21 protein-coding genes are annotated in these 25,670 nt (G+C 71.7%); 12 read left to right on the top strand and 9 right to left on the bottom strand.

The window, feature by feature from the left end:
* Nucleotides 1-139: 139 nt before the first annotated feature.
* The 3 genes from ABD264_RS12410 to ABD264_RS12400 all read right to left on the bottom strand — a co-directional run bounded on the left by ABD264_RS12410 (nucleotide 140) and on the right by ABD264_RS12400 (nucleotide 3,565).
* Nucleotides 140-1,141 carry a GDP-L-fucose synthase family protein gene (locus ABD264_RS12410; RefSeq protein ID WP_344206341.1) on the bottom strand — a complete coding sequence of 334 codons (1,002 nt, stop codon included), beginning with the start codon at nucleotides 1,139-1,141 and terminating at the stop codon, nucleotides 140-142.
* Between the two features lie 65 nt (nucleotides 1,142-1,206).
* Nucleotides 1,207-2,247, bottom strand: coding sequence for a GDP-mannose 4,6-dehydratase (gene gmd / locus ABD264_RS12405; RefSeq protein ID WP_094393429.1), 1,041 nt, complete (start codon nucleotides 2,245-2,247; stop codon nucleotides 1,207-1,209).
* Nucleotides 2,248-2,299: 52 nt separating this feature from the next.
* Entirely contained in the window at nucleotides 2,300-3,565 is a 1,266-nt protein-coding gene (locus tag ABD264_RS12400) for a glycosyltransferase family 4 protein (protein WP_094393430.1), read from the bottom strand.
* A 636-nt stretch (nucleotides 3,566-4,201) separates the two neighbouring features.
* Between ABD264_RS12400 and ABD264_RS12395 the strand changes: the two genes are divergently transcribed.
* The 8 genes from ABD264_RS12395 (at nucleotide 4,202) to ABD264_RS12360 (ending at nucleotide 14,011) form a co-directional block, all read left to right on the top strand.
* Nucleotides 4,202-5,845, top strand: a complete 1,644-nt coding sequence (locus ABD264_RS12395; RefSeq protein WP_344206336.1) for an alpha/beta hydrolase family protein — start codon at nucleotides 4,202-4,204, stop codon at nucleotides 5,843-5,845.
* Nucleotides 5,842-7,008, top strand: coding sequence for an alpha/beta hydrolase (locus tag ABD264_RS12390; protein ID WP_344206334.1), 1,167 nt, complete (start codon nucleotides 5,842-5,844; stop codon nucleotides 7,006-7,008). The genes ABD264_RS12395 and ABD264_RS12390 overlap by 4 nt, the downstream gene beginning before the upstream one ends.
* A complete protein-coding gene (locus ABD264_RS12385) occupies nucleotides 7,005-7,409 on the top strand; it encodes a holo-ACP synthase (RefSeq protein ID WP_244944829.1) in 405 nt (134 codons plus the stop codon). The genes ABD264_RS12390 and ABD264_RS12385 overlap by 4 nt, the downstream gene beginning before the upstream one ends.
* Before the next feature lie 127 nt (nucleotides 7,410-7,536).
* Nucleotides 7,537-7,788, top strand: coding sequence for an acyl carrier protein (locus ABD264_RS12380; RefSeq protein WP_094393431.1), 252 nt, complete (start codon nucleotides 7,537-7,539; stop codon nucleotides 7,786-7,788).
* Nucleotides 7,781-8,986: an acyl-CoA dehydrogenase family protein gene (locus ABD264_RS12375; protein ID WP_344206331.1), complete on the top strand. Its 1,206-nt coding sequence runs from the start codon at nucleotides 7,781-7,783 to the stop codon at nucleotides 8,984-8,986. Before ABD264_RS12380 ends, ABD264_RS12375 begins: the two co-directional genes overlap by 8 nt.
* The gene (locus ABD264_RS12370; RefSeq protein ID WP_344206329.1) at nucleotides 8,983-9,924 is read left to right on the top strand and encodes a class-II aminoacyl-tRNA synthetase family protein; all 942 of its coding nucleotides are present in this window, start codon (nucleotides 8,983-8,985) and stop codon (nucleotides 9,922-9,924) included. Before ABD264_RS12375 ends, ABD264_RS12370 begins: the two co-directional genes overlap by 4 nt.
* Nucleotides 9,921-11,009: a DUF1839 family protein gene (locus ABD264_RS12365; RefSeq protein ID WP_290500260.1), complete on the top strand. Its 1,089-nt coding sequence runs from the start codon at nucleotides 9,921-9,923 to the stop codon at nucleotides 11,007-11,009. Before ABD264_RS12370 ends, ABD264_RS12365 begins: the two co-directional genes overlap by 4 nt.
* Complete coding sequence (locus ABD264_RS12360) at nucleotides 11,006-14,011, top strand: glycoside hydrolase family 2 protein (RefSeq protein ID WP_425554341.1); 3,006 nt, start codon at nucleotides 11,006-11,008, stop codon at nucleotides 14,009-14,011. The genes ABD264_RS12365 and ABD264_RS12360 overlap by 4 nt, the downstream gene beginning before the upstream one ends.
* Nucleotides 14,012-14,083: 72 nt before the next feature.
* Here ABD264_RS12360 and ABD264_RS12355 read toward each other — a convergent pair whose 3' ends face one another.
* The gene (locus tag ABD264_RS12355) at nucleotides 14,084-15,847 is read right to left on the bottom strand and encodes an alpha/beta hydrolase (protein WP_244944830.1); all 1,764 of its coding nucleotides are present in this window, start codon (nucleotides 15,845-15,847) and stop codon (nucleotides 14,084-14,086) included.
* Nucleotides 15,848-16,444: 597 nt separating this feature from the next.
* The gene (locus ABD264_RS12350) at nucleotides 16,445-17,440 is read right to left on the bottom strand and encodes a hypothetical protein (protein WP_244944831.1); all 996 of its coding nucleotides are present in this window, start codon (nucleotides 17,438-17,440) and stop codon (nucleotides 16,445-16,447) included.
* Nucleotides 17,441-17,563: 123 nt separating this feature from the next.
* On the opposite strand from ABD264_RS12350, the gene rlmC reads away from it, so the two are divergent.
* Nucleotides 17,564-18,700, top strand: coding sequence for a 23S rRNA (uracil(747)-C(5))-methyltransferase RlmC (gene rlmC, locus ABD264_RS12345; protein WP_344206325.1), 1,137 nt, complete (start codon nucleotides 17,564-17,566; stop codon nucleotides 18,698-18,700).
* Nucleotides 18,701-18,730: 30 nt separating this feature from the next.
* Here rlmC and ABD264_RS12340 read toward each other — a convergent pair whose 3' ends face one another.
* Nucleotides 18,731-19,270, bottom strand: a complete 540-nt coding sequence (locus ABD264_RS12340) for a gluconokinase (protein ID WP_144943176.1) — start codon at nucleotides 19,268-19,270, stop codon at nucleotides 18,731-18,733.
* A gap of 207 nt (nucleotides 19,271-19,477) precedes the next feature.
* Here ABD264_RS12340 and ABD264_RS12335 point away from each other — a divergent pair, with 207 nt between their 5' ends.
* Both ABD264_RS12335 and ABD264_RS12330 read left to right on the top strand, forming a co-directional pair.
* Entirely contained in the window at nucleotides 19,478-20,233 is a 756-nt protein-coding gene (locus ABD264_RS12335; protein WP_344206323.1) for a rhomboid-like protein, read from the top strand.
* An 82-nt stretch (nucleotides 20,234-20,315) separates the two neighbouring features.
* Nucleotides 20,316-21,542, top strand: a complete 1,227-nt coding sequence (locus tag ABD264_RS12330) for an MFS transporter (RefSeq protein ID WP_144943178.1) — start codon at nucleotides 20,316-20,318, stop codon at nucleotides 21,540-21,542.
* Between the two features lie 269 nt (nucleotides 21,543-21,811).
* Here the strand turns inward: ABD264_RS12330 and ABD264_RS12325 are convergent, their stop codons facing one another.
* The 3 genes from ABD264_RS12325 to ABD264_RS12315 form a co-directional block, all read right to left on the bottom strand.
* Nucleotides 21,812-23,251 (bottom strand): MFS transporter, encoded by a 1,440-nt coding sequence (locus tag ABD264_RS12325; protein ID WP_425554340.1) that lies wholly within the window; start codon nucleotides 23,249-23,251, stop codon nucleotides 21,812-21,814.
* Between the two features lie 156 nt (nucleotides 23,252-23,407).
* Nucleotides 23,408-24,157 carry a sulfite exporter TauE/SafE family protein gene (locus ABD264_RS12320; protein WP_295109145.1) on the bottom strand — a complete coding sequence of 250 codons (750 nt, stop codon included), beginning with the start codon at nucleotides 24,155-24,157 and terminating at the stop codon, nucleotides 23,408-23,410.
* Nucleotides 24,158-24,299: 142 nt separating this feature from the next.
* Nucleotides 24,300-24,911: a hypothetical protein gene (locus ABD264_RS12315; RefSeq protein ID WP_145011084.1), complete on the bottom strand. Its 612-nt coding sequence runs from the start codon at nucleotides 24,909-24,911 to the stop codon at nucleotides 24,300-24,302.
* Nucleotides 24,912-25,050: 139 nt separating this feature from the next.
* Here ABD264_RS12315 and ABD264_RS12310 point away from each other — a divergent pair, with 139 nt between their 5' ends.
* Nucleotides 25,051-25,659, top strand: coding sequence for a class I SAM-dependent methyltransferase (locus ABD264_RS12310; RefSeq protein WP_144943180.1), 609 nt, complete (start codon nucleotides 25,051-25,053; stop codon nucleotides 25,657-25,659).
* Nucleotides 25,660-25,670 lie beyond the last annotated feature (11 nt).

The raw sequence follows: 25,670 nt of genomic DNA, 5'->3' as shown, positions 1-25,670 counted from the left end.
CGACCACGCAAAACGCTGGACTGGAAGAACCCAGCCCAGCGTCTGCGTGATCTACTAATCACTGACTAAACAACCAGGTGTTGCGAGGACCCCTGGAACCTGCCATCTGGTGGCGCGGCGTCGTCGTGGTGTGTCGGTGCTACGCGCCGCGCGCGGAGTCGCGGTGCAAGCGGTACCAGGCCACGGCGTCGTCGAGGCCGGTGGGCAGGTCGATGGACGCGGTCCAGCCCAGCGAGCTGAGCAGGGAGACGTCCATGAGCTTGCGGGGCGTGCCGTCCGGCTTGGAGGAGTCCCAATGAGTGGCGCCGCGGTAGCCGGTGGCCTCGGCCACGAGCTCGGCGAGCTCCTTGATGGAGATGTCCTCACCCGTGCCCACATTGACCTGCTGCGGGCCGTCGTAGTGCTCCATGAGGAACAGGCACGCCGCCGCGAGGTCGTCCGCGTGGAGGAACTCGCGGCGCGGTGACCCGGAACCCCAGTTGGTGATCTCGGTGTCCCCGTGGCGCACGGCCTCGTCGTAGCGGCGGATCATGGCGGGCAGCACGTGGGAACCGGTCGGGGAGAAGTTGTCCCCGGGGCCGTAGAGGTTGGTGGGCATGGCGGAGATCCACGGCAGCCCGTACTGGCGGCGCACCGCCTGCACGTGCATGATCCCGGAGATCTTGGCGATCGCGTAGGCGTCGTTGGTGGGCTCCAGGTATCCGGTCAGCAGGGCCCCCTCGCGCAGCGGCTGCTCCGCGAGCTTGGGGTAGATGCAGGACGAGCCCAGGAACAGCACGCGCTCCACCTCCGCGGTGCGCGCGGCATCCAGGAGATTGAGCTGGATCCGCAGGTTGTCCGAGAGGAAGTCCACCGGGCGCGTGTTGTTGGCCCCGATCCCGCCCACCTTCGCGGCGGCCAGCATCATGTAGCGCGGCTTGTGCTCGGCGATGAACGCCTCCACGGCCTCGCGGTCCCGCAGGTCCAGCTCCTGGGAGCTGGCCCCGATCAGGTTCTCGAAGCCCTGCTTCTCCAGGTGGCGCCAGATGGCCGAGCCCACGAGTCCGCGGTGGCCCGCCACGTAGAACGGTGCCGTGCGGTCCAGCTCGTGCGGTGCGTAGACGACGTCGTCGCTCGTGCGGGCGTCCGCAGGGTCGCTCACGGTCTGGGGCCAGTCCGCCCCGGCGTCGACGGTCCCGATCTGATCTGCTGTGTCCACTGTTGTCCTCATGCTGCGTGTTCCGGGGTCCAGATGTTCTGGGCCACCGTATCGATCCAGGGGGTGCCCGCGCACTCGAGCGCGGCCCGGTCCGCGTCCACCATGATCCGCGCGAGCTCCGGGGCGTGCACGGTGGCCTTCCACCCGAGCTTCTGCTCGGCCTTGGAGGGGTCTCCGATCAGCGCGTCCACCTCGGTGGGGCGCAGGTACCGGTCGTCGAAGCGCACGTGCTTCTCCCAGTCCAGCCCCGCGTGCTCGAAGGACGTGACCAGGAAGTCCCGCACGGTGCAGGGCACGCCGGTGGCGAGCACGAAGTCCTCGGGCTCGTCCGCCTGGAGCATCCGCCACATGCCCTCCACGTACTCCGCGGCGTAGCCCCAGTCGCGCACGGCGTCCAGGTTGCCCATGTAGAGCAGGTCCTGCTTGCCCGCGGCGATTGCGGCCACAGCCCGGGTGATCTTGCGGGTCACGAACGTCTCGCCGCGGCGTGGGGACTCGTGGTTGAAGAGGATCCCGTTCACGGCGAACATGTCGTAGGCCTCGCGGTAGTTCTTGGTGATCCAGTACGAGTAGATCTTGGCCGCGCCGTAGGGGGAGCGCGGGTAGAACGGGGTGTTCTCGTCCTGCGGCGGGGGCGTGGCCCCGAACAGCTCGGACGTGGACGCCTGGTAGAAGCGGCACTTCACGCCGGCGCGGCGCACGGCCTCGAGCAGACGCACGGTGCCCAGCCCGGTGGTGTCACCGGTGTGCTCGGGCTCGTCGAAGGACACGCGCACGTGCGACTGGGCGCCCAGGTTGTAGACCTCGTCAGGATCGATCTCCCCCAGCAGGGTCACGAGCCGGGCCGCGTCCGAGAGGTCCCCGTAGTGCAGGAACAGCCGGGCGTCCGGGTTGTGGGGGTCCTGGTAGAGGTGGTCGATGCGGGACGTGTTGAACGTGGAGGCGCGGCGGATCAGCCCGTGCACCTCGTAGCCCTTGGACAGCAGCAGCTCCGCCAGGTAGGAGCCGTCCTGCCCGGTGATGCCGGTGATCAGTGCTTTCTTGCTCATGGTGTTCTCTCCCCTTGTGGATCGGATCGTCGAGGCCCCCGGCCCCGGTGGATCAGGACTTGACGGTGGCGGGCGACCGGTCCTCGGCTCTGAGGTCCGGGCGCAGCCTGGTGAGCGCCGAGAGGAAGGACCGCACCGCGGCCCCCCGGCTCAGCACCTCGCGCACGTAGCGGCGACCGCCGCGGTGGGTGGTGCCGCCCGTGGTGATCCACTCCTCGTGCAGGCGCACGGCGCCCGCCACGAGGGCCTCGGGATCACCGGGTTCCACGCGGATCCCGGCACCGGCCGCCGCGAGCTCAGCCGCGGACGGCCCAGCGGCCTCGACGGCGGCCAGCACGGGGCGGTCCGCGGTGAAGTAGCTGGTGAGCTTGCTGGGCACACACATCTCGGTGAGCCCGGGCCGCTCGTTGACCAGCAGGATGTCCGCCGCGCGCAGCAGCCCGGCGTAGGTGTCGTTGTCCACGCTGGGCAGCACCTCGAAGCGCGGCGTGGTGGCCGCGAGCTCCTCGAGCTGCGGGCGCTGGTGCCCGCCGCCAACGAGCACGAAGCGCAGCGGGGCGCTCCGTTCCTCGGCCACCCGCGCGGCGGCGGCCACGTTGGTGAGGTCCTGCTTGGCGCCCATGTTGCCGGTGTGCAGCACCACCACGTCCTGCGGCTCCCACCCGAAGCGGCGGCGCAGCGCGGCGGTGTCCACCGTGGGGGCCTCGGCGATGTGGGTCCAGTTGCGGACAGTGGTGATCTTCTCCCCGGCCACGCCCATGTGGCGGCGCAGGTAGTCGGAGAAACGGTCGTGGATCACGACGACGCCGCTGCAGGAGCGCAGGAACGTCCCCTCCACAGCGCGCATCACCCGGGTCGCGGGTCCGCCCGCCGCGCCGGTCTCCGCGAGGCCGGCGGTGTAGATGTCGTGCACCCACACGAGCACCGGGGTGCGGGTCAGTGCGGCCCTGACCCGCGCGATCGCCGAGGCGAACAGGGCGGGCGTGACGAGCACGACGACGTCCGGGTCCCCCCACGGGGCCCGCGCGGCGCGCAGGCCGAAGACGATCTCCATGCCGAGGCGGCGCAGCTGGCCGGCGTCGTGGGGCACGGGGTGCGGAATGCGCCGGACGGGCACTCCGTCGATCACCTCGAGCGGGCCGTCCTGGCGCGGGTAGCCCTCGTGGACCTGCCACTGCGGGTAGTGCGGCAGGCCGGTGACGACCTCCACGTCCCAGCCCTCCTCACGCAGGGCGCGTGCCATCCCGGCGGTGTACGGGGCGATGCCCGTGTGCTCCGGTGAATAGTTGAGACCGATAATCAGGATGCGTGCAGCCACGCTGTCTCCTCCCCCAATGAAGACGCAGACGGTGCCTGCATCTCCCCCAGTACGGGGGACCTCCCCAGGTCCCCCGTCACCCACGGTGCAAGCCCGTGGACAGTGAACGGCGCCAATGCTGTGTCTCCCCAGAACATCGGCGTTTGCCATCATAACTCTGCAGATCTGACCTTATCGCCAGAAAGATGACAAATCTGTGTGGGCCCATATAGGTACAACGCGGTAAAAGCGCACGTGGGACCGGGAAAAACAGTCGTGTAAATGTAAAACCACAAATTAGGGGACGGCGTCATCGAGCCGTCCTGGGACACGAGTGGCTATGATTTATGAGTGCAAAGCCGTACGCCACTCACGGGGGAACGTGGGGGAACGCGGCGTTCGGGGGCGGGGGTCGGCCGGTGGCGGAGGCGCCGCGCTCGCACGGGGAGACTCCTCCGGCAACGGGGGAAACAGGGAAACGGTGGCACGGCTGAGGTGTTTCCGGGGCAGGACTGGGGAGAATTCATGCGTATTGCCGGACAGGCAAGTTTTCTGACGGGGCACGGGCGCACCATTCACGCGTGGGTGCACGGTCCCGACAGCGACCGTGTCCGCGGAGCCGTGGTCATTGCACCGGCTCTCGCGCGGGAGGAAGTGGTGAGCCACCGCAGCATGCGGCTGGTGGCGGCACGCGCGGCGGAAGCGGGCTGGGTCGTCATCAGGGTCGCCTGGAGCGGCACCTCGGAGTCCGGCGAACGCCCCGTGGGAAGCGATCCCGTAGCTGTGTGGCAACGGGATCTCGAGGTCGCGTTCGGCACGGCCCGGGAGCTGGTGGGGCCGCACCTGCCCGTCCACGGCATCGGGTTGCGGATCGGTGCCGCGGTGCTCGCCACCTCCGAGCTCCCCTTCGGGAAGCGGGTGCTGTGGGAGCCGGTCTCCGGCGCCATCTACATGCGCCAGTACACCGGGCTGCGGCGGGCGAGCGGGTTGAGCCTGCCGCCGGAGGTCGAGGGCGGCGTGGAGATCGGCGGCGCGCACTTCACCGATGCCGAGGCCGCTGCCATCCGCGCCCTGCCGGACCCGCGCAATCTCACGACCCCCGGGCTCGTGCCGGTGCGCGAGAAGGACCGCACCGTGGCCAAGAAGCTCTACGGCGTGGCCGCGATCTACGCCAAGGCGACCCCGTCGGCCATCGCCGCGCTCGTCGCCCGCCTGGACGAGCCGGCTGCGGGCGCCGGTGACGACGACGCCGCGCCACGCGCGGTCTCGCCCGGCACCGCCGCGGACCCGGCCCACGAGACCACGGTGAGTGGGGCCGGGCAGGCCGCGAGCGGCGTCGTCGTGACGGGAGGGACGGCGGACGTCAGCGGCTGGCGGCCCACCACGCACGCCCGGTTCCACGTGGCCGAGTTCGACGTGGACGTGGAGGAGGAGCTCCTCGAGCTGGGGGAGGACCTGCTGCCGGCCACCTACACGCATCCTGTGGGCCGCCACGGCACGGGTGCCGGTGCGGCCGTGCTCGCGCCGCCCTCCGCAGACCCCAAGGACGGGCCCACAGGTCTGTGGGCCGTCCAGGCGCGCCGGCTGGCCGCACGTGGGGTGCCCGCGATGCGTGTGGAGCGCCACCACTGCGGGGACGGTGCCGGGCTGGACGAGGTCAAGGACATCAACCCGTACAAGTACCAGGGGGTCGCGGACATCGACCTCGGCGCGTCCTGGCTGCACGAGCGCACGGGCGAGGCCGTCACGGGCGCTGGGCTGTGCGTGGGCGGCTGGCTCGTGGCCATGGCACCGCCCACGAGCGCGATGACCACCCGCGTGGTGCTCAACAACGTGGCGTGGCGCGCCGGGGAGCGGTACTACGAGAAGCTCTACCGCAACTGGGACGTGGACGCCGTGCTGGAGCAGCTGCGCACCATGAGCGACGTGGAGCTGAACACCACGTGGCGCACGCGCGCCAAGGAACTCGTGCGGCGCCGGATGCCCTACCGCATGTGGCTGCTGCTGGGCCGCTGCAACATCCCGAACGTACCGGAGGTGGTCATGGAGCACGCCTCGCGCAACGCGGAGGTCTCCTTCTACTTCGGCGTGGAGGACGGCGTGTTCTTCGAGCAGGAGCGCGGCGAGGAGGGGCTCGCGCGGCTCACCCGCCGCGGCCGCCGGATCAAGGTGGCCCACGTCCCCGCGCTGGACCACTCCCTGCAGGCCCGCGCCTCCCGGCTGACAGCCATGCAGATCGTCGACGCGGCCCTCGGGCTGAGTCACTACCCCGCGGAAGAGGTGGCCACGTGCGCCGCATGAACCAGGACACCGCCCGGGCGGGCGGCACGCGATCGCTCGGACTGCGGGTGCTCACCGGGTGCACCCTGGGGGCGCTGCTGCTCACGGGCTGCGGCTCCGGGGGCACGGACCCCGCCGCGACCTCCGGCACGGGCTCCACGATCAGTTTCGACGCCGACGCCGCGAAGCAGGTGGGGTTCCAGGATCCGCAGGAGCTGCGCAAGGAGTCGAACGGGATCACCGTCACGGGCGCCCGCGCCCTGTCCCAGCGGGCCGTGGACCTCACGGTCAGCACGGACGCTGTCTCCCCGGAGGCACCGGGCGGGCGCAACTCGCTCGTGGTGATCACCCCGGAGGGCTACGACCCCGCCAAGACCTACCCAGTGGTCTACATGCTCCCGGGCAGCAGCTCCACGGATGCCCCCGCCCTGCAGTGGTACGAGGGCGGGCAGGCCGAGCAGCTCACCGCGGGCATGCCCGTGATCACCGTGATCATGAGCGGCGGCAAGGTGGGCTGGTACACGGACTGGGCGAAGCAGGACACCCTCAAGCAGAACTGGAGGACGTTCCACCTGGACCAGGTGGTCCCGTGGGTGGACTCGCACCTGGCCACGCAGAAGGACCGGGGGCACCGCGCGATCATGGGCAACTCGATGGGTGGCTACGGTGCGGTGCGCTACGCCGAGGAGCGGCCAGACCTCTTCGGCGAGGCCGTGAGCTTCTCGGGCCTGCTGGACGTCTCCTCCCCGGAGGCCAAACAGAACTTCGAGCAGGCCTCGAACGAGTCCACCGGAGAGCCGGATGCGATCTTCGGCAACGGCACCACCACCACGGACGCACAGTGGTTGGCCAACGACCCACTCACGCAGAGCGGGGACCTCGAGGACGTGACCGTGCAGCTCTTCGCGGGCAGCGGCAATGGCCAGAACGGGGACATCGAGCCCGCCCTGCGGGACTCCACGGCGTCCTTCGCCTCGGAGCTCGGGACCAAGGGCGTGGACTACCAGTACACGGAGTACGGCAAGGAGGGCACGTGCGACGGCGGGCACACCTTCGAGTGCTGGAAACCCGCCGCCGTGGTGGCTCTTGGGCGCTGGGCGGACCGGCTGGGTCTGAAGCGCACCACTTCCGCGCCAGCCGTGGACCCGGCGTTCGAGGCCGTGACCTCGGAGGGAACGTCGTGAGCGCCGCCGCCGTGGCACCCCGCGTGGGCTGCGACCTGCAGGGCGTGGCACCGGTGGCCGAGTCGATGGCCCGGCAGGGGGAGCGCTACCTGCGGGTCGTGCTCGCTCCGGAGGAGATCGCGGAGCTCACCCGTTCGGGAGCGGCTGAGCCCTCGGCGGAATCCGTCGCGGGCCGGTTCGCGGCCAAGGAGGCCGTGCTCAAGGTGCTGCGCCCGAGCCCACAGGACGCCGTGCCGTGGCCGCAGATCGTGCTGCGCACGGACGCCCACGGCGCACCGAGCGTGCAGCTGCGGGGCACCGCGGCGCGCCTCGCCGGTGAGGCGGGGCTGGGCGGCTGGAGCGTCAGCACCTCCCACGACGGCGGGTTCGCCCTGGCCGTGGCGCTCGCCACGGCGTCGTGACCCGGCACCCGCCGCACCCGTGAGACCACCCGGCGCACGACGTCGGGAACAGGACCACCGCGGGGCACCGCACATCGGCTGACCCGCGGTTCAGAGGAATCGACAGTACAACCCAGAAAGGTGTCCCATGGACTCCACCATCGAAGCGACCGTCCGATCCGTGCTCAGCGAGCAGGGCAAGCTCTCCGAGGACGCGCAGAGCATTGCCGTGGACGCGGACCTCTACCGCGCCGGCATGACGTCCCACGCTTCCGTGAACGTGATGCTGGGCCTGGAGGACGAGTTCGACATCGAGTTCCCGGAGGAGCGCCTGACCAAGGCGACCTTCACGTCCGTCGCGTCCATCACCGAGGCCGTGGAAGCGATCCACCATGACTGAGAACAGCGTCCTGACAGAGCAGCCGCGCACCCGTGCGGAGCACCCGGACCGGGCGGCGAGCACCGCCGCCCGCGCGGAGGCCGTGGCCAGGGTGGCCCGCGAGTACGCGGACACCGTGGACGGCGAGTCCCGCTTCCCCCGGGAGACGATCGACGAGGCCCGCGCCCAGGGCCTGCTGGCCGCCCCCATGGCGGAGGCGGACGGCGGGCTGGACTACAGCATCACGGAACTGTGCCGGCTGCTGGAGCGGGTGGGGCGCGAGTGCACCTCCTCCGCGATGATCCTGGCCATGCACTACTCGCAGGCACTGTGCCTCACCCGCCACGCGGACACCGAGTGGCTGCGGGAGTTCACCCGCAAGGTGGCGTCCGAGGGGCTGCTGCTGGCCTCCGCGACCACCGAGGTCAACATCGGCGGCGACACCCGCACCTCCACGTGCGCCGTGCGCCCCGCCGGTGACGGCCGGGTGGCGCTGCACAAGACCTGCCCCGTGATCTCCTACGGCGCGTACGCGGACGCGATCCTCGTGACCGCGCGCCGCAACGAGGACGCGGCGTCGAGCGACCAGGTGGTGCTCGTGGTCGAGGCGGCGGACCTGCAGCTGGAGCGCCAGCGCGGCTGGGACGCCCTGGGCATGCGCGGCACCTGCTCGGAGTCCTTCGAGCTGGACGCCACCACGAGCGAGGACGCCATGTTCCGGGTCCCGTTCGAGACCATCTCCGCGCAGACCATGCTCCCGGGCGCCCACTGCCTGTGGGCCTCCGCGTGGCTCGGGATGGCCACCCAGGCCGGGCTCACCGCCCGCTCCGTGGTGCAGAAGGCCGCCCGCAAGACCCCGGGCACGCCTCCGCCGTCCGCGCTGCGGCTGGCGGAGCTGGAGGTGCAGCTGCAGTCCATGACGGACGTGGTGCGCTCCTCCGTGGCCCGCTACGAGGCCGCCTACGAGGACCCCGAGACCTGCGAGTCCATGCAGTTCGCGATCGCCATGAACACGCTGAAGGTCAACGGGGCCGAGGCCGTGCGCCAGATCGTGGGCGACGCCCTGGTGATCGTGGGGATCTCCGGGTTCGCCAACCGCTCTCCCGTGAGCCTGGCACGGCTCTACCGGGACAGCATCGGCCCGTCCGTCATGGTCAACAACGACCGCATTCTGCTCCACACCGCCACCATGCAACTCGTCTCGAGGGGACAGCGATGACCACCACCGACATCGAGCAGGACCTCACCCGTCAGCAGGACACGTTCCGCGAGGGGCTCGAGGCCAACGACTGGCTGCTGCCCACGCTGGGCGACGGTGTGACCGGGCTGGGCCCGCAGGCCGAGGACGTGGTGCAGGGCATCGCGTCGGCCGCCCGCGAGATCGCCGCGCGGCTCTCGCCCGAGGCGGGCACGCGCCGGCTGCGCTTCCCACCCGTCAACGGCACCCGGCTGCTGGAGCGCACCGACTACGTGGCCTCGTTCCCGCAGCTGCTGGGCACGATCGCCGCGTTCGAGGGCGACAACAAGGCCCACCGCCAGCTGCTGGCCACCTACGAGGAGCAGGGCGACTGGTCCGCGCAGCTCACCCCGGCCGGCCACGCGCTGGTCCCGGCGGTCTGCCACCCGCTCTACGCCTACCTCGAGGGCTCGCAGGTGGACGGCACGGTCTTCGAGCTCGTGGGCGAGTGCTACCGCCACGAGCCCAGCCCGGACCCCATGCGCTTCGTGACCTTCCGGATGTTCGAGGCCGTGCGCATCGGCACCCCCGCGGAGGCCGCCGAGCACCGTGAGAAGTGGCTCGCCGCGGGCACCGAGCTGCTCACCAACCTGGGCCTGGAGGTCCAGGCGGACACCGCCAACGACCCGTTCTTCGGCCGCGCGGGCAAGCTGCTCAGCGCGGGCCAGCGCGAGGCGCAGCTGAAGTTCGAGATCCTCACGGAGGTCTACCCGGGCCACCCCACGGCCATCGCCTCCGCGAACCTGCACGAGGACCACTTCGGCGAGGCCTTCGACCTGCGCACCGCGGACGGCGCCGTGGCCCACTCCGCGTGCTTCGGCTTCGGCCTGGAGCGCGTGGCCCTGGCGCTCGCCGCCAAGCACGGCTTCGACGTCGCCGCGTGGCCCGCCTCCGTGCGCCAGGAGCTGGGTCTGTCATGACCGCCGTCGCCGAGAGCACCGGTGCCGCCGCGGCCGTCGAGGCCCCGTTCGGGACCGAGGTCCTCGCGGTGCGGGGGTGCGAGTCGCTCTCCGCGGCGACCGTGCCCCGGTCCGTGCTGCACGATCCCGCAGAGCCGTGGTCTCCCACGAACTGCTACATGGACGTGTGGATCGGGCTCACCGCCGCCCTCGGTCTGGACCCGGTGCCCATGCTGGGCGCCGCGTTCAGTGCGGACTTCCTGGGGGACCAGTGGGAGTTCCTGAAACCACGCCAGGAGGACCTCGAGGTGCTCTACGGCCTGGCGGTGGGGGAGTACGACACGTGGCGGCCCCTGGGCGAGCACCTGCAGCTGGCCATGTCCCGCGGGGACGCCCTGATCGTGGAGGTGGACGCGTTCCACCTCCCGGACACCGAGGGCGTCTCCTACGGGCTGGAGCACACCAAGACGTCGATCGTCCCGCTGCGGCTGGACCCGGCGGCGGGGGAGCTGCTCTACCTGCACAACGACGGCGTGCACGTGCTGCGCGGGGAGGACCTGGAGAACACCCTGGGTCCGGGCGCGCGCAGCGGCCGGGTGCCGTACCCCTACGTGGAGCTCGTGCGCGTGGCGGGGGTGCGGCGGCTGGAGGCCCAGCAGCTGTGGCAGCACACGGTGGAGCTGGTGCGGGACCACCTGCGCCGCGCGCCGGGATCCTCCGCCGGGTCGCAGGGCCCCGCGGAGCGGCTCGTCACCGCCATCCGGGAGCACCTGCCGGTGCTGGCCGAGCGCGGCATGGACTACTTCCACCTGTACTCGTTCGCGACCACCCGCCAGGCGGGGCTCACCGCAGGGCTGGCCGCGCACGCGTGCCGGTACCTCGCCGCGGGCGCCGCCCGGTGGCCCAGCGACCTGGACGCCGAGCTCCTGATCGAGGCGGCCGAGGCGTTCGACGCCGCGGCCGGGGCGGCCAAGACCCTGCAGTTCCAGCTCGCGCGCGCCGCGCGGGGTCGGACTGCGCGCGTGGACACGTCCGCGGACGCGTTCGTGGCGGGGCACACCGCCGGTATGGTCGCGGTGCGGGACGCGCTGGGCCTCGGGGAGTGACGGGCTTGAGCGGTGCCGACGTGCTGGAGCGCGCCACCTGGATCCTGTGCCGTTCCGATCCCACGCAGGGTCCGGGCGACACCCTGGCCCTCGGCATCCCCGCGCGCGTTCCCGGAACAGTCTCCGGGGCACTGCGCGACGCCCTGGGTGAGGAGGCAGTGGACGCCGTCCTCGCGGCGGACGGCCCCGAGACCGTCTGGGAGTACCGCACGCGGGTCACCACCGCGGGCGGAGCCCACCGGTTTGTCTCCACGGGCGTCGCCACCGTCTCCGAGCTGGTGGTGGCCGGGGAGCCGGTGCACGCGTGCGACAGCGCCTTCGCGCCGTGGGACCTCACCGTCGTTCTGCCGCCGGGGGAGTGCGAGATCGCGCTGCGCGTCCTGCCCCTGTCCAGCGTGGCCGTGCCGCGCAAGCCGCGCGCCCGCTGGCTCTCCCCGCTGGTCTCCGACCGCTCCCTGCGCTGGCGCCGCACGCCGCTCGTCGGGGCCATCGACTGGCCCGGCGCGCGCCCCGTCCTGGGGCCCTGGGGCGGGCTCGCCGCCACGCCGGTCACCTCGTCTCCTGACGGCGCCACACATTCCCCGTCCGGCTCTCGGAGAGATTCCTCGCCCCTTCTTGTGCCCTCTTCTCCCGCTGCCCTCCCGCCCGTTTCCCCGGACGACGACGACGCCGCCGCGGCCCCCGCCCGTTCCCGCCCTCTCCCACCGTCCGCGGTGCGCGCCCGGGTCACCCAGGACGTCCACGGGGTGGTGGCCGTGGACCTCGCCGAGATCGCCGTCGGAGCCGAGGGCTGCCGGGTGCTTGTCGAACCGCTCCGGCCCGCAGAGGACGATCCCCCCGCTCAGCGCGTGACCGCGTCGGAAGGCGGCGCCGTCGAGCGTGTCGTGAGCGCCGCGGAGCTCGCGGCCGCCGGAACCACAACCGTCGAGGTCCCCGTGGCCGACCCCCTCCTGTGGTGGCCCCACGGGATGGGTGCCCAGCAGCTGTACTGCGTGCGCGTGCGGGCCGGGGACGAGGAACTGCACGCCCGCGTGGGGTTCCGCACCGTGATTGCAGAGCCCAGGGACGCGACCCACCGCGGGCTGGCGCTGCGCGTCAACGGCGTGCCCGTGTTCGCGCGCGGGACCGTGTGGACGGGGGCGGACCCGTACGAGGTCGCCGCCGACCCCTGCCGCATCCGCCGGATGCTCCGCAGGCTGCGGGACGCTGGCGCCACCATGGTGCGCATCCCCGGCACGAGCTGCTACGAGACCGAGGACTTCCACCGCGCGTGCGACGAGCTGGGGCTCATGGTGTGGCAGGACGTTGATCTCGGGCCTCTGGATCCGCCCGACGACCCCGCCTGGCGGGCCGGACTGCGCCACGAGGTACGGGCGCTCGCCGCGCGCCTCGCCGGGCACCCCTCCACCGTGGTGATCTCCGGAGGCACGGAGGTCATCCAGGCCCCGGTGCTGGCCGGGCGACCCGCCGAGCAGTGGACTCCGGACGTGCTCCTGCGGGACATCCCGGCCACCGTCGCGGAGGCGGGATCGGACGCGGTGGTCGTCCCCTCGTCCCCGTGCTCCGACGCCCACCTCGACGTCGCGCAGGCCGTGGTCGAGCGGGTGCGGGCCGTTCTGGCGCTGCCCCGCGGGGTTTGCGACGAGGACGGGGGCCCGAGCGGGGACGCGCACGACTCGTTCGTCCCGCCCACCCCTGCCACCCCTGCCGCCCCGGCCGTGCCGCAGGGCTCTCCCGTGGATGCCGCGGACGGCGTGTGCCACTACTTCGGGGTGGGCGCCTACGGGCGTTCGCTCGAGGACACCGTGACGCGCGGTGTGCGCTTCGCCGCGGAGTCGCTCGCGTTCGCGGTGCCGCCTGAGCCTGCCGTGGTGCGGGCGCAGTTCGGCACGGACGCCCCGCTGGACGGCGAGGAAACCGAGGCCGCGTGGCGCGCGGGCCTCGCGCACGATCCCGGCGCCGACTGGACCTTCGCGGACACCACCAGCACGTACGTGCACCGGCTCTTCCTGGACCGGGACAGTGATCCGGACGCCAGCCTCGCCGTACCCGCGCGCCCGGTCCCCGAGGACTCGATCCGCGGCCACGCGCGGCGCCTGGAGCTCGAGCGGGCCACCCTGGCCCACGTCTTCCAGCGCACATTCGCTCAGTGGCGCTCCTCGGACTCGCCGTGCCGCGGAGCGCTCGTGCTCTCGGCGGCGTCCACCGCACCGGGCGCCGGATGGGGCGTCCTGGACGTCACCGGCCGCCCGACGGCCGCGTGGTACGGCATGCGCCGGGCCTGCGCGCCGGTGGCGGTCTCGTTCGTGCCCGCGGGCGGGGACGGGCTGCCCGTGCACGTGTGGAACGACCGGGCGCGGACGCTGGAGGCAACCCTGCGGCTGACCGTGGCGACCGTGCGCGGGGGCAGCCAGCCCGCCGTCGACGTTCCCGTGACGGTCCCGGCCCACGGGGAGACGGTGGTGCGCGCGGACCTCGCGGACGGCACGTTCCGGGACCTCGACAACGCCTACGGCTTCGGGGACCGGGAGTACGACGCCGTGTCCGCCGTTCTTCTTGACTCCCACGGTCGCGTGCTGGCACGGGACGCGCACCTCAGCGGTGGACCCCGCCGCAACGACGCCGCGGACCCCGGACTGAGCGCACGGTGGGTGCGCACGGGGTCTGACGGATGGGGTGTGGCTGTCACGGCCGAGGGGCTCGCCCGCTTCCTCGCACTGGACCTGCCCGTTCGGGCGGGAGGGGCGGGTGCCGCGAGAACGGCCCCAGGGACGGGTGCAGTGACGGACCAGCCAGCCGTGGACAGAGTCGACACGGGGACGACAGCGGTGACGGCGGACGCGTGGCAAGAGCGGGACCCGGTGGCCGAGGACGGCTACGTGCACGTGCTGCCCGGCGAGATCGTGGTGCTGCCCGTGGGCGGCGAGGTCACCGGGTCAGTTCGCGCGGCGACGCGCGCGCGAGCCCTCGGCACTGACCCGGTGGCCGTCAGCGAGAACTGAGCCGGTCCCGGCTCCTGTGGCGGTTGAACAACTCTGCCGCGGGAACCGGGACCGTGCCCGTGAGTGCCGTTTTCAGTGCGAGACGCCGGAGGTGGCCGCCAGCTGCTCCACCGTGAACTGCGCCATGGCGCGGCGGGCGGCGGTGGAGAACATGGAGTGGTCCAGAGAGTCCACCACCACCACGGCCGAGCGCGGGCCGATCCGCCCGGTCTCGGCACCGCAGAACTCGGCGTCCAGCGTGCCGAAGACCGCGTTCACCGTGAGACCCGGGACGCGCTCCAGGCGGCGCAGCTCAGGCTGCGGGACGTCGATGATCCCGAGGGTCGCCGCGAGGGAGTTCACTCGGGGGGACGCCGCGTGCGCCTTCGCGCGGGTGCCGCGGACCACCGTGCGCGCCACGTTGCCGACCTGGGTGGTCAGGGTCCGGCGCAGGGAGCCGAGGGCAGAGGCGTCCGGTGCGGCGGCGTCGGCGGAGGACGCGGCAGGGACGGCGTCCGCGGTGGGGTCCTCGCCCGGCACACGCGGGGCGAGCGGGCCCTCCGTGAGGCCCTGGCGCCAGTAGCGCCACGGCTGACGCTGCCACGCCACGTTGTTGATCACGTCCAGGGTGGTGCGGGCGCTGATCTGCGCGGGGAGCTCACGCGCGGCGGCCATCAGGCCCCACGCGCCCAGGCAGATCCCGGCGGCGGTCACGGGGCCGTCCGTGAGGGAGGCCACGTGCAGGATGAGCTCCCGACACTCGGCCACCGTGCGGCGGTCGTAGGGATTTGGGTTGCGGGAACGATCCGAGCGGACCAGCTCCCCGGTGTCCGTTCGCTCGGCGAGCAGGCACACGGCCCCGCGGGAGGACGCCAGCAGTGCGGTGTTCAGCCACAGTCCACCCGCCGCCTCCATGACGTCCGAGCCGGGGGAGACCAGGCCGAGCCCGGGCGCGTCCGCGGCGCGCTCCAGCGGCTCGGTGACGATCCCCGGACGCCGGTCCGCGCCGACCGTGGTCCGGCGCAGCCGCACGGTGGTGCCGTCCATCTCCACAGTGGCCTGCTGCGCGGGCTCCGGCGCAGTGGTGCCCTCGTTGTGGGCGGGTGCGTGCTCGGACAGGGCAGCGACGACGGCGCCCGTCACGCCGGGCGGCACGGTGGCCACCCGCGGGTGGACGTTGAGCGGGAGGGGGCCGGTCTCCTCCTCGCCCAGGATGCTGATGCCCCGCGCCGGGTCCGCCGCGGGAGCGGGGACGGTCTTGACGGCCGCGGCTCCCTCCGCCGTGAGGTGCAGGTCGAGTAGCTCGGTGCCCCCCGCAACGCGCGGGGGCAGGCTCTGCCCGGCCATGCGGCGCAGCGCGCTCTGGTGGCGCAGCCACTGCTTGCCGGACACCGGCGCCATCACCACGCGCTGCGCCCAGCCCTCGTCATCGTCCGCCGCCAGGTAGGCGCCGGCCACGCCGATGCCCACACCGTGGACCGGTTGGCCCTGGCCCGCCCAGTCGCGCACCGCGGTCAGGTCCTCGGACCAGTGCTGTGCGTCCGTCACGTCCTTGGAGGCGGGGCTCTGCCCGGTGCCGGACCAGTCGAAGCGCACCACGCACCAGCCGTCCGCGGCCAGGGCGCGCGCGGTGTGCAGGACCGTGCGGGTCAGCGTGACGCGCTCACGCCCGGGAGGGGCGGCTAGCACGATGCTCGCGCCACGCGCCGGCGCGGCGGGCTCGTGGACGTCGACCGCGAGCAGACGGTCCCCCGCGGGGATCCAGCCGTGGCTCACGGATGTCTCGACGACGGCTGCCCCGTCCGTCCCCGAGCCGTGCACGGGCCGCAGGGCGCGGCCGAGACCTGAAAGCGTCAACAATGGTTTCTCCCCCGTGATCGTGGTGCGTCGAGACCCCGCCGTCGGTGACCCCTCACCGATCTCCCCCGGGGCCGTGAAAACTCGCTCCCGACAGCACATTTCTGTCCTCATCCTAGCGGCCGGGGGCGAGCCGGGGCCGCCCTGTCCTCGCCCCCACTTTGGTGTGCACCCGCACAGGGTGCCCTCGGACCCCGCCTGCGGGTACCTCTCGGGGAGCCCTTCCACGGGTCCCGTTCTCGTGCCCGAGCCGGCGGGTGGCATCGCCGAGTGACCGCCCCTCGTGTGTGCGGCAGTCACCTGGGGTGTCTCCCATGAGTTTGCTGATTGACGCGCGATTGTGGGCGTGTGGCTGCTGCTGTTGCTTCTCCAACTCGTCGTCTGGCAGATGCGCAGTGGGCGCTGATCGGCCCGTTGCTGGCGTCGAACACGGGGCGGCGAGGGCATCCGTTCCGTGACGATCGCCGGGGCCGTCGATAGGAGGAGTCGGCATCCACCATCTGATCCACGACACGGCCGCGCTGCCCCACCCCGGGCGGAGAGCGGCGACCTCGAAGGGCCCGGAGGAGCACGACGTTCCTCCGGGCCCTTCCCGTCTCACCGCACGTCGATCCCGAAGACGCGCTTGACCGCGGTGACCACGTGGCGGCCGTAGCGCTGGGACGAGGGCGTGGAGGAGAACGGCAGGAACCGGCCGGGGGCGTCCGGGTGGGTGATCTTCCCGTGGGTGGGCCCGGAAGTGGTGACCTCGAAGCCCGCGCCGCGCAGCCGCTCGAGCAGCTCCCGACGGTTCGTGGGGTAGCGGGTGCCCCCGCCGCCCGGCTTCGCGCCGGTGCGTTCGAGGGAGTCGGCGGTATCCGCCCAGGTCTCGTCCGGGCGCCGGGCGATCGCCCAGCCGCTGCGGTAGATCCCCACCACGCGGTGCTCCGCGCGCATCACCTGCACGCACAGCTGCCCGCGCACGTAGTAGTCGGTGCGTCCCAGGTCCGCGGTCCACGTGTCCTCGGGCTGGGCCACCACAGCCCGCAGCGCCTGCTCGCTGACGTCCCAGACTCCCTGCGCGTGGACCCCCTCGGCGGGGACGTCCAGTGCGGACGGTTCCGTGGTGGCCGAGTCCACGGTGTAGAACGCGTTCTCGGGTGTGCCGGTCTCCGGGGCCATCCCCGCCCGCAGCCGTTCCACGAACCGGGCAAGCTGCGGGTCCACGGTGAGCTGCGGGGTCGTCGTCCCGTCCGCGTTTCCTGCGGTCTCCGTCCGGTCGGCGCCCGCAGAAGGCACGGACCGTGGGCCCGGCCCCGGTTTCGGGGTTCCACCCGGCGCCCTGCGGTCAGCCGGGGGCTGCCCACCGGAGGATGCGGGCGGCGTCGTGCGCGCACCCTTCGGCCGGGGCCCACCCGCGGGCGGGGATGGTCTGCGCGCGCCACCGGGGACCTGCCCACCGCTGGACGACGACGTCGGCTCCGCACCGCCCGCGCCTTGCTCACCGGCAGCGGCGGGGGACGGGCGCCACGACGTGTAGTCCACCGGGCGCACGCTGCGGGCGGGGTCCGTGCGGCCGCGCATCACGGCGGGGGTGGGGCGCGGGGTGCTCATGGTGATTGTCCTGTGCTGGGAGAGGGGGCTGGAGGTCCATGTCACCGTGCCACGATCCCGGGGCGAATGCCAGGCGCGGGCGGCGTCCCGGTCCCACCGGCACTGCGCCGTACACTCGGGCGGATGGAGTGCGGATACTACAACCGGGACCTGTGCCACTCGTGCACCGCGATCGAGGTGGCCTACGGGCGGCAGCTGGAGCGCAAGCAGGAGCTGGTCCGGGGGCTGGTGGACCCGCTCGGGAGCCCAGGCTGGCTGGCGCCGGTGGCGTCCGCGGAGGCGGGGTTCCGCAACAAGGCCAAGATGGTCGTCGCGGGGGAGGTGGGCGCGCCCACCCTCGGAATCCTGGACGGCACCCGCGGCACGGACCTTCGGGACTGCCCGCTGTACCCCGCACCGGTCACCCGCGCCCTGCACGCGCTCGGGGAGTTCATCTCGCGGGTGCGGCTGCTGCCCTACGACGTCGCCAAGCGGCGCGGCGAGCTCAAGCACGTGGTGGTCACCGGCAGCCCCGAGGGGCGGCTCATGGTGCGCTTCATGCTGCGCAGCACCCGCCAGCTGCCCAAGATCCGCGAGAACATGGACCTGCTGCACGAGCTCGTGCCCGCGGCGGACGTCGTCTCCGTGAACCTGCAGCCGGAGCACAAGGCCGTGATCGAGGGACCCGAGGAGATCCTGCTGACCGAGCGGTCCGAACTGGTCATGACGGTCAACGGGATCGGCCTGCGGGTGCGCCCGCGCTCCTTCTTCCAGACCAACACCGCGGTCACGGAGCGGCTCTACGCCCAGGTGGCCGAGTGGGTCAGCGCTGCGGATCCCGTGAGCGTGTGGGACCTCTACTGCGGGGTGGGCGGATTCGCCCTGCACGTGGCGGACCCCGCCCGCGAGGTGGTGGGCACCGAGATCTCCCCGGAGGCCGTGGCCTCCGCCCGGGACACAGCCCGCGCCATGGGACTGCCGGAGGCCGGCCCCGGCTCCGTTCGCTTCCTTGCCGACGACGCCGCCGCGACACCCGCGGACCTGCCCGGCACCCCGGAGCTCGCGATCGTGAACCCACCGCGCCGCGGTCTGGACGCCTCCCTGTGCGCGTGGTTGGAAGGGTCCGCCGTGGGCCACGCCGTCTACTCGTCCTGCAACGCGAAGACCCTGGCGAGGGACCTGCGGCGGATGCCGTCCCTGCGGCCCGTGGAGGCCAGGCTGCTGGACATGTTCCCCCACACCGGCCACTACGAGGCCGCAGTGCTGCTGCGGCGCGGGTGAAGCCCGGGCGTCACACTGGCTGCAGGGCGCTCAGCTGCGCGCGGTCACGAGCTCGCGCAGGTGCACCACGGCCTCGCGCACCATCTCCGCCACCGGCTGGTTGATGTCAAGCACGTAGCCGTCCTCGTCCCCGGCGAGCGGTTCCAGCGTGTCGATCTGCGACTGCAGCAGCGCGGCGGGCATGAAGTGGCCGCTGCGGCCCTCGATGCGCCGGGTCAGCACCTCCAGCGAACCGCTCAGGTGCAGGAACAGCGCGGCGGGAGCCTGGGAGCGGATCTGGTCCCGGTACATGCCCTTCAGCGCGGAGCACGCCACCACGAGACCGTCCCCGCGCTCACCGTGCTCATGCAGGGTGCGACCCACGATCTCGAGCCAGGGCGCGCGGTCGTCGTCGTCCAGCGGCGTGCCGGAGGCCATCTTCTCCACGTTTGCGATGGGGTGCAGGCTGTCCCCGTCGATGAACTCCACCTGGAGCTCGTGGGCCACGAGCGTGCCGATGGTGGTCTTGCCCGAACCGGAGACCCCCATGACCACCACGAGCGGGGCGGGTGCCGGAGCCGCGGCGCTCATGCGGCAGCCTCCGGGGAGAACTCGGGGCACGACGTCGTGACCGGGGTGCGGGCCCTGCGGAGCGACGCGTCGGCGACGGTCGCGGTGCGGGTGGTCTTCATGGGTTTCCTTCCTGCGGTGGACGAACGGTCCGGGGATCACCATGCCACTTTCGCCCGACGCGCGCTCGGATGCGGTGCCAGGGTCCGGCGGGCGCATACTTTCCCAGTGATCACTCTGCTGCTGCTCCTGCTGCTCGTGGCGTTCAGCTACGCCGTGGAGCACTCGTGGCCGTGCTTACGCCGGATCGGGGCCTGGTGGCTGCGGTGGGGTGAGCCCGTCAAGGACTGGATCCGGCGCGCCCCGCTGACCTACCTCTACCTGGTGCTGCTCACGTTCACCACGTGGCTTCTCGCCAACGCGGATCCCCGGGTGCGCACGATGTTCCTCGCCGAGCAGTCCACCAACCTGCACGAGCTGAGCACCGACCCCGTGACCGTCCTGGTGCGCAGCGCCATGTACGTCTCGCCCCTCGAGCTGCTCATCTGGTGGGTGGGTTTCAGCCTGGTAGTGGCACCCCTGGAGCACCGCTTCGGGTGGCAGCGCGTGCTCACCGGGTTCGTCATCGGGCACGTGGGGGCCACCGTGGCGGTGGCCTGGCTGCAGGTGACGCTCCTCCGGGCCGCCGAGCTCTCCGTCCCGTCACCCGTGCTGATCGACGTGGGCGCGAGCTACGGGTTCTGCGCGCTCGCCGCACTGGCCACGTACCGGGGAAGCCGGCGACGGCGTGTGCTCTGGGCCGCGGGGCTGGTGGCGCTGCTCACCGTGGGACTCGTTCTCGACCTGGACTGGTCCTCGATCGGGCACGCCGTGGCCACGTTGATCGGCTTCGCGGCGTTCCGCCTGGTGCGGCCCGCGGCGGCGGTGCACAACGAGGCGCGGGTGCGCGCGCGGCGGATCTACCAGGAGCAGATGGGGCGCTGAGCACCCGCACCAAGTTACTCACCGGTTTGGGACCTGTCTCTCTCGTCCTCTAGCATGAGCGCGTCGACGAGGGGATGGTGTCATGAGGTTGAAACCCTGGATGCGGGTCAGTTCCGCACTGCTGGCCGTGGCGTGGGGCGGCAACGAGTTCACCCCCCTGCTGGTCATGTACCGCACAGTGGAGGGCTACCAGCAGGTGGCCGTGGACATGCTGCTGGCGGCATACGTCCTGGGCATCGTGCCCGCGCTGCTGATCGGAGGTCCGCTCTCGGACCGCCACGGCAGGCGCACGCTGATGATTCCGGCGCCCGTGCTCGCCATGGTGGGCAGCGTGCTGCTGGCCGTGGGCGCCGAGAGCCTGGTGCTGCTGTTCGTGGGCCGGATCTTCTCGGGACTCGCCCTGGGCCTCGGCATGGCCGTGGGCACCTCGTGGATCAAAGAGCTCTCGGAGCGTCCGCACGAGGCGCACCCCGAAAAGGTCTCCGGTGCCCGGAGAGCCTCGCTGTCCCTCACGGCCGGCTTCGCCCTCGGCGCGGCCGCGGCCGCGGCCCTCGCGCAGTTCGCACCGCTGCAGACCGTGCTGCCGTACGTCATCAACCTTGTGATCTGCGTGCCATCGGTCATCCTGGTGGCCGGTGCGCCGGAGACGCGCCGCGCCACCGCCCCGCAGGGGTCCCTGCTCTCCGACCTCAGGATCCCGGCCACCCGCCAGCACCGCTTCTGGTTCGTGGTGGCGCCCTCCGCGCCGTGGGTCTTCGGCTGCGCGGCCTCCGCGTACGCGATCCTGCCCGCGCTCATGGCGGACGTGGTGGGTCCGGGCTACCGCATCGCGTTCTCGGGTCTCATGTGCCTCGTGGGGCTTGGATTCGGGTTCTTCATCCAGCCCCTGGGCAAGCGCCTGGACCGGGACGGCTCCATCCGTTCGCTCGCCGTGGGCATGGGCGCGGTGATCCTCGGGATGCTCGCGGCCGGGATCGCCGCCGCGACCCTCAACCTGGCCGTGGTGCTGGTGGCCTCGGCGGTGCTGGGCTGCGGGTACGGACTCGTGCTGGTCTCCGGGCTGCAGGAGGTCCAGCGGATCGCGCGCCCGGACGACCTCGCCGGGCTCACGGCCGTGTTCTACTCCCTGACCTATGTGGGGTTCTTCGTCCCCATGGTCCTCGCCCTGGTCTCCCGGTTCACGAGCTACCCGTGGCTCTTCGTCTCCGGTGCCGTGATCGCCACCCTGTGCCTGGGGATCATGGCCTACGGGCGGCGCCACGAGGTCCGGGACCTGGACGCCCTCGAGGCCGCCGCGGTCACGCGGTAGCCGGTACAGCGCCGGCGGTCAGCGAGGCGCTCAGTGCCATGCTCAGCCAGCCCGCCAGGAAGATGGCGGGTTCCGAGCACGGCCACGGTGTCCCCGACGTGCCAGCTCCAGCCCCGGGCGGGCTCCTCGGCAACGACGCCGCCCGGTCGCAAACATGCCGAGGGCCGGGGCATGTGCCCCGGCCCTCGGACGGTGGCCCCGGCACCCCTCGCCCGGCTCCCACGGCGGCGCGGGATGGGCGGTGGGATCCAGGAGCGGATCCCGTCGCCCTACTTCGTGGTGCTGAGACCGCTGTGGTGGGCCATCAGCTTCTTCTCCCGCGGCAGCACGAACAGCAGCAGCACGATGGTCAGTACCACGGAGATCGTGAGCAGACCGTAGGTCGTGCTCCAACCGAACTCGTGGACCACCCAGCCGATGCCCGTGGAGGCCAGGGTGGCGCCGAAGACGTAGCCGAAGAGGCCCGTGAAGCCGGCGGCGGTGCCTGCCACGTTGCGCGCGGACATGTCCAGGGCCTGCAGACCGATGATCATGACCGGACCGTAGATGAAGGCGCCGATGAAGAACAGGAACACCATGAGCAGCCAGTACGGGGTGCCCACCGGGGCGAGCCAGTAGGCCACCAGGAACACGCCCACGCCCACCATGAAGGTGATGCCCGTCCAGCTGCGGTTGCCGCGGAAGACCTTGTCCGAGACCCAGCCGCAGGCCAGCGTGCCGAAGATGCCGGCGAGCTCGAACAGGGAGAAGCCCGCGATGCCCTGCGCCAGGGACATGCCGTGGTGCTCGGCCAGGTAGGTGGGCGCCCAGCTCAGCACGCCGTAGCGCAGCGAGTAGATGAACACATTTGCCAGTGCCAGGAACACCATGGTGGGGTTGAGCAGCACGTGCTTGACGACGATGCCCCAGTAGGAGGAGCCCTCCAGCTCGCTCGCGTCCGCCTCCACCTTGGCGGGGTCGTCGCGGTACTCCTCGATGGGGGGAAGGCCCACGGCCTCGGGGCGGTCCCGGACCATGACGAACGCGAGCACGGCCACTACCAGGGCGCCGACCGCGGGGACCCAGAAGGCGGACTGCCAGGAGCCGCCGGTAATGGCGAGGCCCAGGGCCGCCAGCGCGCCCACGCCCATGCCGCCCACGTTGTGCGCAGTGTTCCAGATGGCCGTCTTCCACCCGCGCTCTTTCGTGGAGAACCAGTGCACGAGCACGCGCCCGCATGGGGGCCACCCCATGCCCTGCACCCAGCCGTTGAGGAACATCACCGTGGCGAACAGGGCCACCGAGGCGGAGACGGCGGGGACGAACGCCACCACCAGGTTGGCCACCGCGGACAGCGCCAGGCCAATCGGCAGGAAGTACCGGGCGTTGGAACGGTCCGAGATGGTTGCGGAGAAGAACTTGGAGAACCCATAGGCCAGCAGCACGGCGTTGCCGATGATGCCGATGCCCACCGTGTTGATGGTGCCCTGCTCCAGCAGCAGCGGTGCGATGAGCGAAATGTTGTTGCGGATCAGGTAGAAGCCCGCGTAGCCCAGGAAGATCCCGATGAACACCTGCAGTCGCAGCCGGGGATAGCGCCGCTGGACCTCGTCCTCGGGAAGGCGCGGGGCGGGCGACGGAGCGGCCATCCACCGCGTGAGCGGCGACATGGTCCTGGCAGTGGCGGTGTCCGCGACAGTGGTCTGCGGGCTGGGGGCGTCAGGGGGCATCCGGTCCAACTCTCGGGTGGTCGTGGGCCGTTCCGGGGCCCGGTGGGAAGAACGGCCATCGTACCCAGGTTTTTCACAGAAACGCCTTGCCTGTGGGCAGGATCGCGCGTGGGAGACGTGCGCGTCATGACGCGCATCCGCGGCGCGACGGGCGCTTCAGCCGAGGAGCAGGGTGGCCGCCCCACGGACCAGGACGACGACGCCGCCGGCGGCGGCGAGCGCCATCGCCAGTTTCTGAGCCGTCGCCTTCGAAAGGTGCTGGGCGAGCCAGGTCCCGGCGACGATGCCCGCGAGGACGGTGGCCACCAGCGCCGCGAGGGCGGCGAGGGCTGGGACAGGAAGCGTGAAGTGCACCCCGGCGGCGAGCTTGGACACGGTGGAGAGGATGCCCATGCTCATGAACACGGGCTGCATGGTGGCCGCAAAGCGCACCTGGTCCCAGCGCGTCACGCGCGAGTAGACGACCATGGCGGGCGCGGCGACACCCGCGGTGGAGTTGAAGAACCCGCCGATCAGACCGGCCGGGGCCACCGCGGCCCGGCGGGAGGCACGCGGGGTGGCGGGGGAGAAGCGGGTGATGGTCAGCGCCGCGAGCACCACGGCGCCCACCGCGACCTGCAGCCAGGCACTCGGCACCCAGCGCACCACGAGTGCGCCCGCCATGATGCCTGGCAGTGCGGAGGTCACCAGCACCGCCGCATGGCGCCACTCCACGAGCCGGCGCACCGAGAGCGTGATGAGGAACCCGGAGCATGTGGTCGCGGCGTTGGTGGCGAGCACGCCGGCGCCCGGACCCATGAGCAGGGACAGCACCGGGGCCACCACTAGCCCCACCCCGGTGCCGGAGACGCGCTGCAGCACCGTGCCCACGAGGACCGCGGCCAGCGCGGCGAGCAGGACGGTCATGGGGGCTCCTTCGTGAAGCGGGTTCCATGCCGCTGATGCAGCGAGCCACGGTTGTGCGAGATGGAGCGAATCCACTCATGATCTCAGGCAAGCTGCCCCGGCGCTCTGAGGGTGATGCCCACCTGGCCCCGCGGCTTCGGGATTAGATGTTCCACTCCCATGCCCCATCTAGCAAGGAAGGCCCGTAGATCAGGGTTCCCTTGGTGCTCGGAAGGTCCAGAACAATTTTCCCGTTGGCGCGTTCTGCTGGGCCCATCTCTCTGATCAGCTCCTTCGAGTCCAGGCAATTGAAGACCGGATTGGTCATGACAGAATTTGCCGTTTTCCCCTTGTCATCCACGAACTTCCAATCTGCGGGATTGAACATGAAGTCCTGGCCGTAGAGCGCCTCCTTGAAAGATTCGGCGGGTCCTGTCTCCGCCTCGACGTTCACGGTCACAAGATGCCCGTTCTCGGCAGGCATGGCCACGGGGCTGGTGCACTGGGTGTCCATGTCGACTGACTTCACGGTGAACTCAATGACGGGTTCGGATTCACCGTTCTGCCCTTCGACTGTGATGCCTGCGGACTCCCCAAACTTCTTCTGGAGGTTCCCGCGCTCGGACGTCGGCGAGGTCGCGTCGGCCTCGGCGGTGGAGGCGCCGGGCGAAACCTCAGCGGTGGTGGGTGAGGCATTGGAGCTGTTTGCTGCATTGCATCCAGCGAGGCAGAGCATCATCACGGGGGCAATGACGAGGTAGGACAGACGCTTCACGGGGGGCCTTTCGGGGTGACGAGGGGTGGCACAGACCGTGCACAGATCCAACAATAAATATGCATATGTAATTTCTTTGGGATCTACGCGTCGTGGCCTGCGACTGCCCTCATGTGGGTTCCCGGCCTACCCTGGCCCCATGGTGGAACAGAGCAAGTGGATGGCACAGGTGGAGCGCAACCCCGGGCACTCGCAGTGGTACGTGGAGCGGTTCCGGACGATGGCCGCTGAGGGGCAGGACATCGTGGGGGAGGCTCGGCTGGTGGACGCGATGCTGCCGCGCGGCGCCCGCGTCCTGGACGCCGGCTGCGGCCCGGGCAGGCTCGCCGGGTACCTGCATGGGGTGGGGCACCACGTCATCGGCGTGGACGTGGACCCCGCCCTGATCGCCGCAGCGAAGCGGGACCACCCCGGTCCGCGCTACGAGGTGGCCGACCTGGCAACCCTCCCGGACCTCGACCTCGGTGTGCCCTTCGACGCGATCGTGTGCGCGGGCAACGTGGTCACGTTCCTCGCCGAGAGCACCCGCCGGGACGTGGTGCGCGGTTTCCGCGCGCACCTGGCTCCGGAGGGTCGAGCGGTCGTGGGCTTCGGGACGGGCCGCGGCTACCCGGTGTCCGTGTTCTTCGACGACGCCGCCGCGGCCGGTCTCACCCCTGAGGTCACCCTGGGCAGCTGGGACCTGCGCCCGTGGCGCGAAGGCGGGGACTTCCTGGTGGCGGTGCTGGGAGTGTCCAGAACAGCATGAAAGAGAGCGTT

The sequence above is a fragment of the Kocuria salsicia genome, from assembly GCF_039532055.1.
GTDB lineage: Bacteria > Actinomycetota > Actinomycetes > Actinomycetales > Micrococcaceae > Kocuria > Kocuria salsicia.
The sequence above is the reverse complement of the archived record's forward strand: the minus strand, read 5'-3'. Positions and strand labels throughout refer to the sequence as shown.

Bases quoted from the DNA above. Each gene is read 5' to 3' on its own strand.
- gmd (WP_094393429.1), bottom strand. From the start codon at position 2,247: ATGAGCAAGAAAGCACTGATCACCGGCATCACCGGGCAGGACGGCTCC.
- ABD264_RS12390 (WP_344206334.1), top strand. From the start codon at position 5,842: ATGAACCAGGACACCGCCCGGGCGGGCGGCACGCGATCGCTCGGACTG.
- ABD264_RS12380 (WP_094393431.1), top strand. From the start codon at position 7,537: ATGGACTCCACCATCGAAGCGACCGTCCGATCCGTGCTCAGCGAGCAG.
- ABD264_RS12375 (WP_344206331.1), top strand. From the start codon at position 7,781: ATGACTGAGAACAGCGTCCTGACAGAGCAGCCGCGCACCCGTGCGGAG.
- ABD264_RS12370 (WP_344206329.1), top strand. From the start codon at position 8,983: ATGACCACCACCGACATCGAGCAGGACCTCACCCGTCAGCAGGACACG.
- ABD264_RS12365 (WP_290500260.1), top strand. From the start codon at position 9,921: ATGACCGCCGTCGCCGAGAGCACCGGTGCCGCCGCGGCCGTCGAGGCC.
- ABD264_RS12350 (WP_244944831.1), bottom strand. From the start codon at position 17,440: ATGAGCACCCCGCGCCCCACCCCCGCCGTGATGCGCGGCCGCACGGAC.
- rlmC (WP_344206325.1), top strand. From the start codon at position 17,564: ATGGAGTGCGGATACTACAACCGGGACCTGTGCCACTCGTGCACCGCG.
- ABD264_RS12340 (WP_144943176.1), bottom strand. From the start codon at position 19,270: ATGAGCGCCGCGGCTCCGGCACCCGCCCCGCTCGTGGTGGTCATGGGG.
- ABD264_RS12330 (WP_144943178.1), top strand. From the start codon at position 20,316: ATGAGGTTGAAACCCTGGATGCGGGTCAGTTCCGCACTGCTGGCCGTG.
- ABD264_RS12325 (WP_425554340.1), bottom strand. From the start codon at position 23,251: ATGCCCCCTGACGCCCCCAGCCCGCAGACCACTGTCGCGGACACCGCC.
- ABD264_RS12320 (WP_295109145.1), bottom strand. From the start codon at position 24,157: ATGACCGTCCTGCTCGCCGCGCTGGCCGCGGTCCTCGTGGGCACGGTG.
- ABD264_RS12310 (WP_144943180.1), top strand. From the start codon at position 25,051: ATGGTGGAACAGAGCAAGTGGATGGCACAGGTGGAGCGCAACCCCGGG.